The organism is Desulfomonile tiedjei DSM 6799 (assembly GCF_000266945.1).
Lineage (GTDB): Bacteria > Desulfobacterota > Desulfomonilia > Desulfomonilales > Desulfomonilaceae > Desulfomonile > Desulfomonile tiedjei.
The window spans coordinates 3,209,888-3,224,721 of the sequence record NC_018025.1; the positions used below are offsets into that span (position 1 = coordinate 3,209,888).

Annotated in this window: 14 protein-coding genes; 8 read left to right on the forward strand and 6 right to left on the reverse strand. The window is 48.2% G+C overall.

From position 1 onward, the window contains the following. Nucleotides 1-315 precede the first annotated feature (315 nt). The 6 genes from DESTI_RS13470 to DESTI_RS13495 all read left to right on the forward strand — a co-directional run bounded on the left by DESTI_RS13470 (nt 316) and on the right by DESTI_RS13495 (nt 4,672). A complete protein-coding gene (locus DESTI_RS13470) occupies nt 316-696 on the forward strand; it encodes a response regulator (protein ID WP_014810527.1) in 381 nt (126 codons plus the stop codon). 205 nt (nt 697-901) lie between these two features. Then, the gene (locus tag DESTI_RS13475) at nt 902-2,560 is read left to right on the forward strand and encodes a sensor histidine kinase (protein WP_014810528.1); all 1,659 of its coding nucleotides are present in this window, start codon (nt 902-904) and stop codon (nt 2,558-2,560) included. A gap of 60 nt (nt 2,561-2,620) precedes the next feature. Beyond that, nucleotides 2,621-3,013 carry a response regulator gene (locus DESTI_RS13480; RefSeq protein WP_014810529.1) on the forward strand — a complete coding sequence of 131 codons (393 nt, stop codon included), beginning with the start codon at nt 2,621-2,623 and terminating at the stop codon, nt 3,011-3,013. A gap of 36 nt (nt 3,014-3,049) precedes the next feature. Further along, nucleotides 3,050-3,988: a sensor histidine kinase gene (locus DESTI_RS13485; RefSeq protein WP_014810530.1), complete on the forward strand. Its 939-nt coding sequence runs from the start codon at nt 3,050-3,052 to the stop codon at nt 3,986-3,988. Then, nucleotides 3,978-4,376: a sigma-54-dependent transcriptional regulator gene (locus DESTI_RS13490; RefSeq protein WP_014810531.1), complete on the forward strand. Its 399-nt coding sequence runs from the start codon at nt 3,978-3,980 to the stop codon at nt 4,374-4,376. The genes DESTI_RS13485 and DESTI_RS13490 overlap by 11 nt, the downstream gene beginning before the upstream one ends. Nucleotides 4,377-4,453: 77 nt before the next feature. Next, a complete protein-coding gene (locus tag DESTI_RS13495; protein ID WP_014810532.1) occupies nt 4,454-4,672 on the forward strand; it encodes a hypothetical protein in 219 nt (72 codons plus the stop codon). A 6-nt stretch (nt 4,673-4,678) separates the two neighbouring features. Here DESTI_RS13495 and DESTI_RS13500 read toward each other — a convergent pair whose 3' ends face one another. The 4 genes from DESTI_RS13500 to DESTI_RS13515 all read right to left on the reverse strand — a co-directional run bounded on the left by DESTI_RS13500 (nt 4,679) and on the right by DESTI_RS13515 (nt 10,730). Continuing rightward, nucleotides 4,679-6,286 (reverse strand): sensor histidine kinase, encoded by a 1,608-nt coding sequence (locus DESTI_RS13500; RefSeq protein WP_014810533.1) that lies wholly within the window; start codon nt 6,284-6,286, stop codon nt 4,679-4,681. Between the two features lie 347 nt (nt 6,287-6,633). Beyond that, nucleotides 6,634-7,575 carry an IS110 family RNA-guided transposase gene (locus DESTI_RS13505; RefSeq protein WP_014809154.1) on the reverse strand — a complete coding sequence of 314 codons (942 nt, stop codon included), beginning with the start codon at nt 7,573-7,575 and terminating at the stop codon, nt 6,634-6,636. Nucleotides 7,576-8,037: 462 nt separating this feature from the next. Continuing rightward, nucleotides 8,038-8,943 carry a class I SAM-dependent methyltransferase gene (locus DESTI_RS13510; RefSeq protein WP_014810534.1) on the reverse strand — a complete coding sequence of 302 codons (906 nt, stop codon included), beginning with the start codon at nt 8,941-8,943 and terminating at the stop codon, nt 8,038-8,040. Nucleotides 8,944-9,968: 1,025 nt separating this feature from the next. After that, a complete protein-coding gene (locus tag DESTI_RS13515; RefSeq protein WP_014810535.1) occupies nt 9,969-10,730 on the reverse strand; it encodes a lysophospholipid acyltransferase family protein in 762 nt (253 codons plus the stop codon). A gap of 203 nt (nt 10,731-10,933) precedes the next feature. On the opposite strand from DESTI_RS13515, the gene DESTI_RS13520 reads away from it, so the two are divergent. Further along, nucleotides 10,934-12,157, forward strand: coding sequence for an efflux RND transporter periplasmic adaptor subunit (locus DESTI_RS13520; protein WP_014810536.1), 1,224 nt, complete (start codon nt 10,934-10,936; stop codon nt 12,155-12,157). Next, nucleotides 12,154-12,870, forward strand: a complete 717-nt coding sequence (locus tag DESTI_RS13525) for an ABC transporter ATP-binding protein (protein WP_014810537.1) — start codon at nt 12,154-12,156, stop codon at nt 12,868-12,870. Before DESTI_RS13520 ends, DESTI_RS13525 begins: the two co-directional genes overlap by 4 nt. Here the strand turns inward: DESTI_RS13525 and DESTI_RS13530 are convergent, their stop codons facing one another. Then, nucleotides 12,871-13,878, reverse strand: a complete 1,008-nt coding sequence (locus tag DESTI_RS13530) for a hypothetical protein (protein ID WP_014810538.1) — start codon at nt 13,876-13,878, stop codon at nt 12,871-12,873. A 38-nt stretch (nt 13,879-13,916) separates the two neighbouring features. Then, nucleotides 13,917-14,807 carry a PAC2 family protein gene (locus DESTI_RS13535; protein ID WP_014810539.1) on the reverse strand — a complete coding sequence of 297 codons (891 nt, stop codon included), beginning with the start codon at nt 14,805-14,807 and terminating at the stop codon, nt 13,917-13,919. Nucleotides 14,808-14,834: the final 27 nt, after the last annotated feature.

The following is a 14,834-nucleotide window of genomic DNA, read 5'->3' on the forward strand; positions in this document are numbered from 1 at the left end:
CCCTTTGTCAAATCCAAACGCCGAGCGATTTCCGAAGCGTCCTCAGTGTTTTACAGGCTGTAAGATTTATTGACAGAAGGATCATCACAAAAGACTTTTCAGGACGGTTCGAATGGTTGTGTTCCCATTTTCAAGAAGAAGTATACCTGGCACGCCGATTGCTAACATATTCCGCAGTGGACGGAAACCCTGTTTACATTGCTCGAATAGCGCGAAGCATACGACTTGACAGTCCTATTTTGAGGAAAACATACGCGTATTGCATTAAGTCGTCGCCAGAAGTCGGTCGATTCCGTTACTCACTGCGAGTGTACAATGAAGCCCTTCAAGATACTCATAACAGACCGAAATCGATATGTTCGGGAACTCTTGAGGAGGGAGTTCAGGGAAACGGGCTTCAGAGTCCAAACTGCCAAGAATTGCAGCGAAGTCCTCAGCATGGTCGACGCAAACGATCCGCCGGATCTGTTGATCCTCGATCTTGAGATACCTTTCGGGAACGGTTTGCAGATCCTCGAACGGATGCAGGCCCGGGTGCCTCCTCTCCCGGTGGTGGTGCACGCGTTCCTTGCCGAATACGTGAATCAGCCTGCGCTTCGTCTCGCAGCGGCTCTGGTGGAAAAACGCGGTGACATCCACATCTTGAAATCGGCAGTTGTGGAAGCTCTGGAACGAATCTATCCGGAAAACCGTTGACGAGAGGAAATGGAAGACTTCAAAGGTTTTGAACCGGCCAATCATAAATGCACGCATGCGCCTGAAAGAAGTTCCCTCGACAGACGGATTGTTGCTTGTTCGAAAACGGAAAAAATGTTTCAATCATGTACACCATTCCTTTCGACAGCGAGCACACGGGCCGGACTGAAAACTCTCATCCTTTGCCGTACTCCAGGAGGTTGTAATGGCGTCGAAGCACTACAAGACCCTTCGACTTAAAATTATCGTCATGACACTGTTTTTTTCGTTTATCCCTCTTCTTGCCCTGGGCTTGACGATCTTTTATCTCTTCGATTCCGGGTACAACAATAAGAATAAGGAAGCCCTGCGAATCCTGAGCCAATCCAGAAGGTCGGCCATCGAGTTATTTTTCGACGAGAGAATCGCACAACTGATAACGATCGCTCACACACACTCTCTCGATCAGGTTAAAGATGAAAAGTATCTGAAACAAGTTTTCGATACTATCCAGTCCCGATCGAAATCTTTCATAGATGTAAGCGTCATAGATGAACTAGGAGCCCATCTTGCATACGTGGGTCCTTATTACGACAAACTCAAGGCGGTCAATTATGCCCACGAAGAGTGGTTCCAAGCCGTTATGTCATCGAGGGTGTATGTCAGCGACATCTTTATGGGCTTCAGGAGAATCCCTCATTTTATCATAGCTGTGACCCGGTACGAGGATAATAGGACCTGGATATTAAGAGCTACAATCAACTCCGAGATCATCGAGAACATTGTTCGGGAGGGAATGGTCGGCAAAAAGGGAGACGCTTTCATCGTTAACCGACAAAATATTCTCCAGACGTCTCCTCGCTTCAGTGGTAAAATTCTGTCTCACCCGAACACGCCGGATTTTTCTTCCGTAATGGGAATGCAGCTCGAAGAGCACAATTCCAACGGAGATAAGGACCTGTTCGCCGCGTCTTCCATCCCCAATCCCCGTTGGGTACTCGTGCTACGGGAAGATCTTCGCGAGCAGATGGGACCCTTGCTGCAGGCACAGTATGCAGGCGGACTGGTTCTGATGGCAGGTCTGCTGATTATACTTACCGGTACAATCTTGACCAGTCGTTCAATGACCAACGAGTTGATACGAGTAGAGTTGGAGAAAGCCAAGAGCGACGACCTGGTCGTACAATCCAGCAAAATGGCAGCATTGGGAAAGATGGCGGCAGGAATAGCGCACGAAATAAACAATCCGCTGGCTATCATCGGCGAAAAAGCAGGATGGATGAAAGATCTTCTCGACAAAGAGGAAATACAGAAGAGCGAAAACTGGGAAGAATTTGAGGATTGCATTCGCAAGATCGAGCGTCAGGTAGAACGGACCAGGACCATAACTCATCGCCTTTTAAGATTCGGCCGAAGAATGGAGCCGACTCAAGAGATGGTGGATGTCAACAATATCTTATCCGAGACATTGACGTTTCTTGAGGCAGAAGCTCTTAACCGGGATATAAAAATCGTCTCGGAATTGGGGAGCCAATTACCGAGAATTACGACTGATTCTGCTCAACTACAGCAGGTATTCCTCAATATCGTTGACAATGCGATCGATGCAGTGGGAAAAGGAGGATTGATTAACATCAAGACAGGATACGATCAATCCAAGAACGGCGACATATTCGTCGAGATTCAAGACAACGGTCCCGGAATACCCAAGGAAGCTTTATCCAAAATTTTCGATCCTTTCTTCACGACCAAAGCTCCCGCTGAAGGGACTGGACTCGGACTCTCCATCAGTTACAGCATAGTCGAAAAATTAGGCGGCAAAATTACCGTACAAAGTGAGGAAGGAAAAGGCACCACTTTTGTTATATATGTACCTGTCCGTTAGATGCGGGGGACGAATCGCTGACGATCGAAGCAGGACCCGAAGCACTGAGGAGGCAAATATATGGAAAAATTTAGAGTTTTGATCGTCGATGACGAAATCGATTTTGTTGAGACCATCGTGAAAAGACTAAAAGACAGGGGCCTTGACGCGGTCGGGGCAACGGGCGGTAAAGAAGCACTCGAATTGATGGAGCAGAAAGATTTCGACGTCGCTGTCTTGGATGTGAAGATGCCGGGAATGGACGGGATAGAGACGCTTCGGGAAATGAAGAAACGAAAGCCGTTTATGGAAGTGATTATGCTGACCGGCCACGGATCGGTAGAATCCGGCATTCAGGGTCTCCAATTGGGAGCCTACAACTATGTCATGAAACCTGTTCCTCTCAACGATCTCCTCAAGCAAATGACTCAGGCGTATGAGCGAAAGCTTATCGAAGAAGGGCGGAGTCGCTGATGGTGAGAGATTGAGCCCGGTACACGGTATCGTACGATGGTGAACCGGCTGAATAGAAGATTTTTCCCCTATATCCCGAGCGTACTGGTTCTCGCAAGCGCAGTTTTCACGGGAGTATTCAGCGAACCATGGCAAGCTGCAGTCCTTCTCGTGATTGCAGGCATAGCCTACGCAAACGCGAAAGGAACTGTGGAGAGGATCGACAAAGCTGAGGACGCCTGCCGTACGCTCCACGAGCAACTTTGTCGAGCGGAAAAGCTGTCCACTGTGGATGAATTGTCGGCCGGAATAGCGCACGAGATCAACAATCCACTCGGAATCATAGCTCAGGAGACACAGTGGATAAAACATGTGTTTAAGAGCAAAACGCTTCACAAACTCAAGGAAATTGAAGATTGTACAGATTCACTGAACCAGATTTGTATGCAGGTGGACCGCTGCAAAGAGATCGTTCACAAGTTGTTAAGCCTGGCGCGAGAATTGGAGCCGGTAATTCAATGTCTCGACCTGAATGAACTCGTTTCCGATATGACGAAAATTGTAAAAAAAGAAATGGAAGAGCGGAACATTAAAATACTCTTGAATCTTGAAACGACTCTTCCTCTCGTGTATAGCGATCCTCCGCTGCTTCGGCAGGTAGTCTTGAACCTTTTGATAAACGCCTCTCATGCCATAGAACGAGATGGAGAGATCCGCGTTTCCACCATGGCTGCCTCGCCTCAATCGGTAAAAGTCATCGTAATGGATACCGGTTGCGGCATACCGAAAGAGCAGGTCGATAAAATCTTCACTCCTTTCTTTTCCACAAAGAAACAAGGAAAAGGAACGGGACTTGGGCTGGCCATTTGCAGAGGTATTATCGAAAGATTGGGAGGGAACATCTCAGTGGTCAGCGAATTCGGCAAGAGTACCACATTTACCATTCACCTCCCAATTAACAGAATTCCACAAGGAGATATCCTTCATGGCTCCTAAACCGAAAATTCTGATCGTTGACGATGAGGAACGGTTTCGAAACACCATGCGGAAGCTTCTGAGTATAGAAAACTACGAGGCATCCGTTGCAGGAAGCGGATCCGAAGCTCTCGATGAATTGCGCAAGAACAACTATGATCTCGTTATCTTAGACGTCAGGATGCCTGAAGTGAGCGGTGTGCAGGTGTTGTCGGAAATTAAGAAACTTGATCCAACGATAGAAGTCATAATTATGACAGGCTACGCATCAGTGGACACTGCAAAGGAGATTATGAAGCTGGGTGCATACGACTATCTCTTGAAACCATATGCTATCTCCGAACTCCTGGAGAAGATAGATGCTGCTTACGAGAGAAAACTCGGACGTCGGCAGCTTACGGAACCCTGAAAGAATATCTCCACTTCAAGAGCCCGGCCCGGCGAATAGACACCGCTTCGGGTCAGGGTCATGGAAAGGAATATGATATGAACCGTTCCGAAGTGCTTAAAGCTCTCGAATGGGTCGATCAGACCGCACGGGAGGGCGACGCCCTGAGGCTGTCAAAAGCGAAGCTCGCCCTCGAAGAATTGTTGGCATCTCCAAAGAACGTATCAGGTCCGGAAGAAGGATACCGAACCGCAGTCGCCAGTTTTACCAGAAAGCACGGTCGCGAGCCGATGGAGGACATCACTGAAGAAGAATGAGCAGAATTAGTTTTTTCCCAGCCGCATCTCCGGGAAAGACATGTGGAATGCAGCCCCTCTGCTGCCGTTCACGACCATGCTCCCATTCAACTGCTTCATAAGAGACTGCACTAAACGAAAACCAAACGAATGAGTCTCCTCGATATCGAATCCGGCAGGAAGTCCTATTCCATTATCGCAGACTGATAGATCAAAACTGAACGGACTGGTTTTTCTGAGCGCGATGTGTACAACTCCTCTTCTGTTTTCCGGAAAGGCATGCCGGAAACAATTCGATACCAGTTCGTTCGCAATCAAACCACATGGGATAGCAGTATCGATTTCCAATTCAACTCTGTCCATCTCTTTTTCCACTCGCACCCGAGCCGTGACTCCGTGTCCGCCCATAAGTCTGTAAACCATATCGTTAATGTATTTTGCGAAATCGATACGGGTGAGATCGTGAGACCTGTACAATGTATCGTGGAGCCATGCCATAGACTCCAGCCTTTGTTCCATGTCCCGCAAAGCCGTCCTCAAGACTATATTGGATGCAAATCTCGATTGAAGCCTGAGGAGGCTCGACATTATTTGGAGGTTGTTCTTTACTCTGTGATGAATTTCGCGAAGCAAGACCTCTTTTTCATGCAGTCCTGCAATGAGCTTTTCCTCGGCCAACCTGACTTCAGTTCTGTCGCGCACCATAGAAAGCTCTATCGGTTGGCCCTGATACAGGATTTCTACTGCAGCCCACTCCACGTACATAGTACGTCCGTCTCTGGCAATCAACTTTATCAATCTAAAATCATCAAGTTTTTCCCCACGTTCTGCACCTTCCATCAATTGTGTACACAAATCCTGCTGTCTGGGATCCAGAAAGGAATAGATGTTCTTGTTCTCCATCTCTTTGGAATCTTCTAGTTGAAGAAGCGAAGAGGCTGCCGAATTGGCAAACAGAACGTGCGGTCCTTTGTGTACGATCATTGCCACAGGAGAAATCTCGAAAAGCTGTCGATATCTCAACTCGCTCTCAGTCAATGCTTCCTGCGCTTTCTTCTTGTCGGTTATGTCGCGCATGAACGAGAGACTCGTCTTGCCCCAAACAGGATCATCCATCACGACGGCATCCAGCACGGCGTCCATGACCGTACCGTCTTTTTTCACATACGAGTATTCAACGTCCGACACAGCGAGGAGATCCCAGAATTCCGGAAGTCTCCTGGAATGCATTACTCTTGATTCAGGGGTCATGAATTTCTGAATCGGCTCTCCCAGGACCTCCTCACGTTCAAATCCCATTGTACTGATCCATTTGGTATTGACGCTTCTGAGAATACCGTCAGTATCGATGGAATGCATCATGAATGGTGCGTTCTCAAATATTTTTGAGAACTTTTCTTCACTGGTACGGAGTGCTGCTTCAAGAGCTTCTCGTGCGAATTGTATGCCGCTTTTCGTTTCATTTTTTGTCGGCGGGAATTGCTCTGATGAATGGCCGAATTCTCTGAAATTATCTCTTATGCTTCCGGATTTCTTCTTCAACTCATCTAATTGCAATTCCAAGTCATGAACCCGTTGGCGCAGGAAATGCATTTCGTCAAAGTATTGTCCTGCCGGGTTACTCCTGATCTCCATAGCAAAACCCCCCGTACAACAATTATGAAAAGCAAAGACATGAAAAGCGGACCGGTAGAGTTGCTCCTCGGATGATACCGAACGGAACAGCAACCCGTCAATCAAAAAACTCCGGATCGTGGGTAAGCGTTCAGTTGTTCGGGGAAATGGTCTATCTGGTGTGGCGTCCCTGAGTCAATGCCCCCGGCAAAGCCGGAGGCTCACCAGTTTTGCTGTTATATCAGTTGCCAAAATTAGTGACCGATTGAAGATTAGGAAGATTGGTGGGTGCCGTGCCTCCGTGCCGGCACATCTTAAATATGATCAATGATATCGATAGAATGGACCGGCAGCGACTGTGTTTCTTGTCAAGGAAAAACTACCTGGAAAGGCTGTTTTTTCTTGAGCATTGCGTTTAGGATGACGATCATCTTACGCATACAAGCCGTGATGGCAACCTTGAAAGGTTTTCCAGCCTCAATGAGGCGTTGATAGAAAGGCTTGATGACTACATTGGACGTTATGGCCGCGACTGCAGCCATATACAGGGTTGAGCGTACATCCGCCCGTCCACCCGAAATCTCGCGCTTGCCTTTCTTCTTTCCGCTGTCTTTGTTGAGAGGCGCCAGGCCGACGAGGCGACTGATTTCATGACGGCTGACATGTCCCAGTTCGGGCAGTTTTGCCATGAGCACTCTGGCAGTTATGGGGCCCACGCCTTTGAAGGTTCGGAGGAGTTCCTCTGTTTCACGCCACAGAGGCGATTTCCTGATAAGGTCATCGACATCTTTATCGATGTCTTCGATTTCCTTATCTAGGGCTGCTATGACCGTTTGAATGCTGCGCTGCACGCGATTGGAACGGGCTCGATGGAGGCGATTCTTTTCTGATGCACGCAAATCAACAAGCTGCTTTCGACGTGTTACGAGTTCCTTGATTTGCTTTTCGTCCTCCGTTGGCAGCGGCTTCGGTATGGGCCTAACCGTTTGGGCAAAGCGTGCCAGCACATAAGCATCGATGGCGTCTGTCTTGGCGAGTTTTCCGATGCCTTTAGCAAAGTCCCGCACCTGACCAGGGTTGACGACAGCGATCGGCAGGCCGGCGAGACCTAACTGGGCCGCAACGGTTATCTCGTAGCCTCCGGTGGCTTCCATCACGATTACCATGGGGGTCTCTGCGTGGAGGATCTCAATCAGCGAGTCGATGCCTTGAGTGTCATTCTTGACGGTGGTGTGCATGCCTTTTGGCAGCACATGCGCATCCAACTGATCTTTAGAGATATCTATGCCAACAAAAACTTCTTCATGCATGTGTAACATCCCACCCTTGTGGATACGGACTTCTCAACGAGTCCAGGCGACTGTTCGGGCTTTTTACACGAAGGCCTCCGGTGATCCAGCTGCCGGGCAGTCTCAGAGGACCAAGGGACGAACGATCTACCGGTGCCTCTGCCCGACTCCTGCAGAGAGTCTGACAGACGTGCATCCCCCCTCTATCAGGACTCTTATATCTTGGCAACCAAGAGTCCTATTTTTTGAAGTACCTCGTATCATTGATCCAGTATCAGCCCCTCCCCTCAGCTCGGTACCGGTTCCAGAGATTCAGTACTTCATGGACAGAAACATACAAGGGACGCCGGTCCCTACCAATATCCAGTAATTCACACGAGGGATAAACGACAGAATTTTTGGCACTGACTATAGCTCGCAATTCGCAGCTTTGGTGTTGCCAAGAAACCTGCAGAATCCTTTCTCAAAGAAAGCCTTTTGGCTTCATACCGACTTCCTGCAAAGCACCAAATACCCTCTTCGCATGGCGAGATCCTGCAAAGAGTAATCCTGGAACTTGGTGTCTAATCGAAGAGTAGCGACAGCATTTAACTCATCTTCAGTCACGTCGCGCGCATTGTCTTGCAGTATTTCGAATCCGGTGCTCTTGAGAAGAGACAGATGGTCCGCATATCTGAGCCGATTCTGACCGAATGATGGTGGATTGTAGAATCGCCAGGCAAAATCGGAATATTGAAGAAAATTGTAGACCGATATCGAGGAATCTACATACGCATAGATATCATCACAGTTAATGGTCAGCCCTACAATACCTTTCGGCTGCAGAATCCTGTGACACTCGCTGAAAATTTCCAAGAGGTCTGCTTGAGGAACAAACTGCACCGTTTCGCTGGAAACAATGAAATCCACCGAACTGTGAACCAATCCCGTTCTCCGAGCATCAAAAGGAGCACGATAGTCTATTCCGTAGAATTCTTTGAGTTCCTCTACCAACCTATCCTCATGCATGAGCTTTTCCGGAATTCGTCTTACCGAATCGAGTTCCATCTGCCCGATTTTTTTGATAGAATCGTTGACGAGTTCAGCTTTCAACCATCTGTACAAGTCCACTGTTATCTGGTGATTTACTCCAAAGGAGTACAGCAACAACTGTACAAACATGTCCCATCCCGCCCCAAACTCGAAAAGAGATGCTTCGCCAATATCTCTATCACCATATTGTCTAAATGCTTTCACGTGGTTCGTGGCGTGCATCAACGCATTCTGAATTCTGTATTCGGGCCGGGGCAGACTTCTTGAAACGTTCTTCTGCATCCAATAGTGAATTCTGTCTCCAGATGGAGTGTACGCCAATATCCAACCCAGCAATGCTTTTGCTTTCCAATGCATGGTATTCGCCTCGAGCCAAATAAATGGTTGGGTATGGGTCGACGTCAAACCCATTCAGAAAGGGAAAATTGAAGCAGCTTCAATGACAAAGAGATGCCTGCAGAATTCTAACGTCCGGCACAAATTTCACCTTCATTCGACGTCGGATCGAATCCGGATTCGTCGACGATCAGCGACATGTGGCCGTCTATCAAGACATGCGGGAGGACAATTGCGTCTGCTGAATTCCGCGGTTTTTGGCTCTCACCGCGCCTAGTGCTTGTTTGATTATGGTACCCCAGGGTTTCTACGACAGAGGTTAACCCAGAAACGGGAACTGGGTCGCTTCGAGACTAATTCTTTCTTCCAATGGCTCTAGCACAAATTATTAATGTTTCCATAAAGTTGGATGGCATTAACTCGCCCCCCCCCGGCATGGTCATTGATCGGATATTAATAAGCAATAAACGTGCCGCTTACCTCATGTAAGGTATAATTCAGTTCTTCGGCTCCTAGAGCCAGGCATTTAGCCAGTTTGGGCATAAAACCCACATTTTTGATCCAAATGCAGAGTCTTTTTTGCTCAACGAGCGATCTTTCTCGAAGGAAAGGCGCATTTTTACTATCTATTACTCATGTCGTCAATTCCACATTGTTCCTTTAGGCGCAGTACTGTGCCTATACTGACACGTTCTGCCAGCAGATTAAAGTGAGTAGTTGCTCGTTCAAACAAGATATTTTCTTAATATCGCGTCTGCAAAATCAAGTTTTACAACTTTCATCATGGGATTAGCTGTGGCTTTATTTAGTAAGTTAACCGAATTCATCTTTCTCTTTGTATATAGAACATACTTTTCCTTCTCTAATTGCTCATATATGCTCAATCGGATGGGTTCTATAACGGTAAGTTGTTACATCAGCTATCCGGTATCACCTGCTCGATAGCTCTTCTTTTAGTAATGACTAGACTTTAGCAAACAAAACGAGTGGTTGCGGCTACCTGAACCTGAAGACTGAGGATTCCAGAGTTCATCTGTCAACGCGACCTATGACTTGCCTGGAATTCCGTTTCGGGCAAAGGGGTCGTAATCCGGATCGAAATGCTCCATTATCGCATTACTGGTCTTTTCCATTAAATCCGGAACATCCGCCTCAGTCAGACCTGCTGTGGGAATGGGAGCACCGATTGTAAAACTGATGTGGCCCGGCCGGAGCCAAATCGTCTTCTTCGGAAGGATTTTGAAAGCACCATTGCAGGTAACGGGAAGAATCGGAATGCCTGTATGCACAGCCATCATGAATCCCCCCTTCTTGAAGGACTGGATATTACCATCAGACGTTCTGGTTCCTTCCGGATAAATGAGTATCGACCAGCCATCCTTCAGCTTCGACTCTCCCTGCTGAAGTTTCGAAACTGCCTGAGTGCGATCGGATCTGTCCAAAGCAATGGCTCCGGTCCGGCTCAAAGCGTGGCCGAACAGGGGCACTCTAAGAAGTTCTTTCTTTATGACCCACCGAAATTTGACCGGCAATTTACTGAGTAAACCGAGAATGTCCGCGTTACTCTGGTGGTTAGGAGTGACGATGTACGAAGTGCCCGGTGTGATGTTCTCGGTTCCATGAAAGGAGAAGGTGATTCCCATTCCTTTGGCAACGATTGTAGCCCACAACCGGGCAAGCCGGAAAGCAGGCTCCTCCGAAAAAAGCAAACTGGCAATAATTACAAGGGGAGATAAAATCAAAGTGGCGAGAAAGAGGGTTGCAGCGGCAAAAGCTAACCTTGGTAGAGAAATGATAGAAAACGCCAATTCCTTGCTCCTCTATGATATCGTATCCGAGCGGTCACAGGTTGAGCTTCATTGACTTTTATATCACGAGGTGACATTTTTTTCGAGGTTATGTATTCCATAAGAAGCTCGATGGAATAAAAGAGGAACAGCAAGGCAAAGTTGCGGTTGATCTTCTTCATAGTCTATCAGTGAGAGGCACCAACATTTGGTCTGTTCATTCAATGGAAAACAGTGATTTATCAAAACTTAGAATAGAGGCGGATAAGCGAGGTTCAGCGAGCGGGAGTAGACCGAAAAAACGGCGACTTTGGCTGCTCGTTGCGGTCGTGCTCGGTGTTGTTGCATTCGTGTATCTGGCGCGAATGGGATTCTTAATTCCTGCTGCTGAAGTTCAGACCGTCAAAGTGGCTTTAATCTACCCTTCCCGGGCTCTCACTATTCTGAATGCAAGCGGTTACGTAGTGGCGCAAAGAAAGGCGGCGGTTTCTTCAAAAGCAACCGGAAGGCTTGAAAAACTTAACGTGGAGGAAGGGAAACAAGTTCGGGAAGGCGACATTCTGGCGGTTCTGGAAAATCAGGATCTGAAAGCCACTCTCGAGGAAGCTCAGGCCGCACAAAAAGTTGCCCAGGCCGCCTTGAGAAATGCCGAAGCTGAATTAACCGACGCAACCCTGAATTATCAGAGAAATACCGCTTTGCGGCAATCGGGAGCCGTATCGGTACAAGCCTTCGACGCAGCCGAAGCCAGATACAAAAAAGCTGTGGCATCGGAAAGATCCGCCAGATTCGGTGTCGATCGAGCTGAAGCATCGCTGAAAGTCGCTGAAGTCAATCTGGAATACTCGTACATTCGTGCCCCGTTTCCGGGTGTGATACTCACTAAGAATGCTGATGTCGGAGAAGTGGTTGCTCCATTCGGCGCTTCGTCACTGGCCAAAGCAGCGGTCGTTACCATGGCTGACATGGATTCCCTCATGGTGGAAGTGGACGTCGCTGAATCGAGCCTGGAGAAAGTCAAAGTCGGCGGCGCGGCAGAAATTCGTCTGGATGCTTATCCTCATGACCGTTTTCCCGGGACCGTCCACATGATTGTGCCGACAGCAGATCGATCCAAAGCCACTGTTATGACGAAAGTGAAATTTGACAAGCTAGACCCCAAAGTGCTTCCTGAAATGAGTGCAAAAGTGGCTTTTCTGTCTCGCCCGTTGAAAGAAGATGAGCATACACCTTTTCTCGGTGTCCCTGCTGCCGCAATAAAAGCGAGAGAAAAAACAAAAGTTGTGTTTCGGGTCGCGAGCGACCGCATGCAATCGATCCCGGTCAAGACCGGCAGGACCTGGAACGATGTTGTGGAAATTCTTGACGGCTTGTCGGAAGGAGATCTTGTAATTCTCAGCTCGGATAAGCCCCTTCAAGACGGTCGCAGGATACGAGTAAAGGAATGACGCCGGAAACAGCGGAACCCAACAAGATAGTCGTTATAGAGCATCTCAGCAAATCCTATATGCGCGGCGATCAAGAAATCCCTGTTCTTAGAGATATTTCCCTGACTGTCGATGAAGGCGAGTTTCTAGCTCTTATGGGACCTTCCGGTTCCGGAAAAACAACCCTGCTCAACTTGATTGCCGGGATCGATACCCCGGATGAAGGCATGCTGCGGATTGGAGGAGAGAATATTGCCGAGTTGGACGAGTCGAAATTGAGTCAATGGAGAGCACGACACGTCGGATTCATCTTTCAGTTCTACAATTTGATTCCCGTGCTCAACGCCTTTGAAAATGTACAATTGCCCCTTCTTCTGACCTCTCTTTCTCGCGAGATCAGGAGAGAGCACGCCGAGGTAGCACTAAAAGCAGTCGGGCTTGCAGACCGGATGGATCATTATCCCTCGCAACTTTCGGGAGGGCAGCAACAAAGGGTAGCCATTGCCCGTGCTCTCGTCACAGACCCTTTGCTGATAGTCGCAGACGAGCCGACGGGCGACCTGGACAAAAGATCCGCCGGCGAAGTCTTGAATCTTCTTACCCAATTGAATGATGACTTTGAAAAGACCATCATCATGGTGACTCACGATGCCCGTGCAGCCAAAAGATCTAAGAAAATACTGTACCTGGATAAAGGGGTGCTTGCAGAATCGCTGGTGGACGACACACTGTAATCACGATATTTCTTTGTGACGGGCAAGGTTCTTGAAATATTCATCCTGATTGAGGGCGAGCAGATCCTCCAGCAGACTGGTCTCACCGGTAATACTCTCGATTTCGCCGGCAAAAAATTGTCTTAAGACTCTGTTCTGCCCTAACGGCCTGCGGTCTCTGTTCTTGTAGAAGGCCTTCAGATAGATGTGCATTCGCGCGTAGCAGTTTTCCAGCTGATCCAAATCTTCCCGGACCATTTGCTCGTACATTTCGTCTTTGGGCATGTCAGGGTTTTGTTCAATTATTTCGCGCTTTTCTCGAATTCTGTCGCTTTTTGCAATGATATGGCCAACATATTGGTTTATTTCATCAAAAGTCCCGTCATCCGCCATCACAACGAGAAGGTTGTCTTGAGAGCCCGGTCGATTTCCCTGTGGCGCGCCTGAAACCTGAGGCGCTCCGGAGGAACCATCCTGCCAGAGTTCTGCGTCTTCGCTGCTCTTGGCCACAGCCAGCTTCTCGATCTTCTGGCGGATTCCGTCCCTGAGGAAATCGGGCACCTTATTCTTCAATCGTTTCAGTTGGTTGCCGTACAATGTGGTGAGGATACGATATCCCACTTCCATTGAGCTGTTCAGCATTGAAAAGATGGCGATTGTTCGCCGATCTTCCAGACTTATAAGCTGAAGCATGATTTCCTGAACAGCAGGGGTGAGATAAAACTTGAATTGCCGGTTATCGTCGGACAGCTTCTTGGTGTACATACGGAAATTGTCTTCGACTGTGTCAGGGCGCACCTCGAACTGAAATCCGACCACAAGGCGACCCTTTAACTCGAGAATCTTTCTCGCTTTGCTTCGGTCGAAATTGCTCTTTTCAAGGAGAAACAACTCTCCAATACGATCGTTTTGAAGAGCTTTCTCAGTAAAAGAGTTAATTCGACTCAGCGACTGTTCGAGAATCGTCGCGTATTTAGAGTCTATGGTCAGATCCGGTATGATTTGAATAGCATAGTTGCTGGAATTCAATGCCTGACCGCCGGTTTTGAATCAGTGGAGCCTCTACATTAAATGTCGGGATCTTTGCTGTGATCCCGTTTCACAAAATCATCCAACCGGATGATCTTCTCATTGCCTTTTACATGGTTGCGAGGGTTCTTCGGCCCGCCGATGGACTCTACGAATTGTTTAAGATTCGGATCCTTTGCGAGCGCCTCGTTTATTTTTCGGTCCAGTTCCTGCGATTTCTGATCGAGGACTTCAGTTGAGCACCTCAGACCGACGAGCCTGTTCAGTATTCCGATGATTCGGGCAACGACACGAGGGCTTTTCTCCAGATAAGCGGGAACATGCCCCCAGAGACTTGTGGCATCTATCCCTACCTCCGAAAAAGTCTTGACCAGGTGAGAATGAATACTTACCGGCCCATAATACTCTGATGGACGCACCCCGTACCCGAGTTGCGTCATCTCGTCCAAGACCGAGTTGCTCGACCCCACTACCGTGATGAGGGCTGACGATGTATGGGACACCGTGTCCTGGACTCCACCTATAGTAAAAACTTTCCTTACACGGAGCCGGTGTATCACGTCAACAAAAATGGTTGCGTATACATTCCATCTGAAGCTCGGTTCCTTGCCGAGAAAGAGTAATAGGTCGTGTTCTCCACCGGAATTTTCCCAATAGGTCAGTTCTGATACGCTTGCATCCAGTTCATGGATGATCCCGTCCTCAATTTGAGCGATAGGCCTATCTGATGTGTAATTTGTAAAGGTTTCTTCGTCCAGCCGAGCCGCCAGTCTAGGTCTCAATGCCTGAGTCAAATAATAAAGCGTATCGGACGAGACACTCCCTGCGTTCGGCCACCCGTGAAATCCCATCACCAGAATGGGGGCACGGAGTTGTTCCGGTATTTGCATCCAGCTAAGATAAGGAGAAGAATGAACTGAATCGGCCATATGTGCTGCTCTTTTCCGGCAGGATCA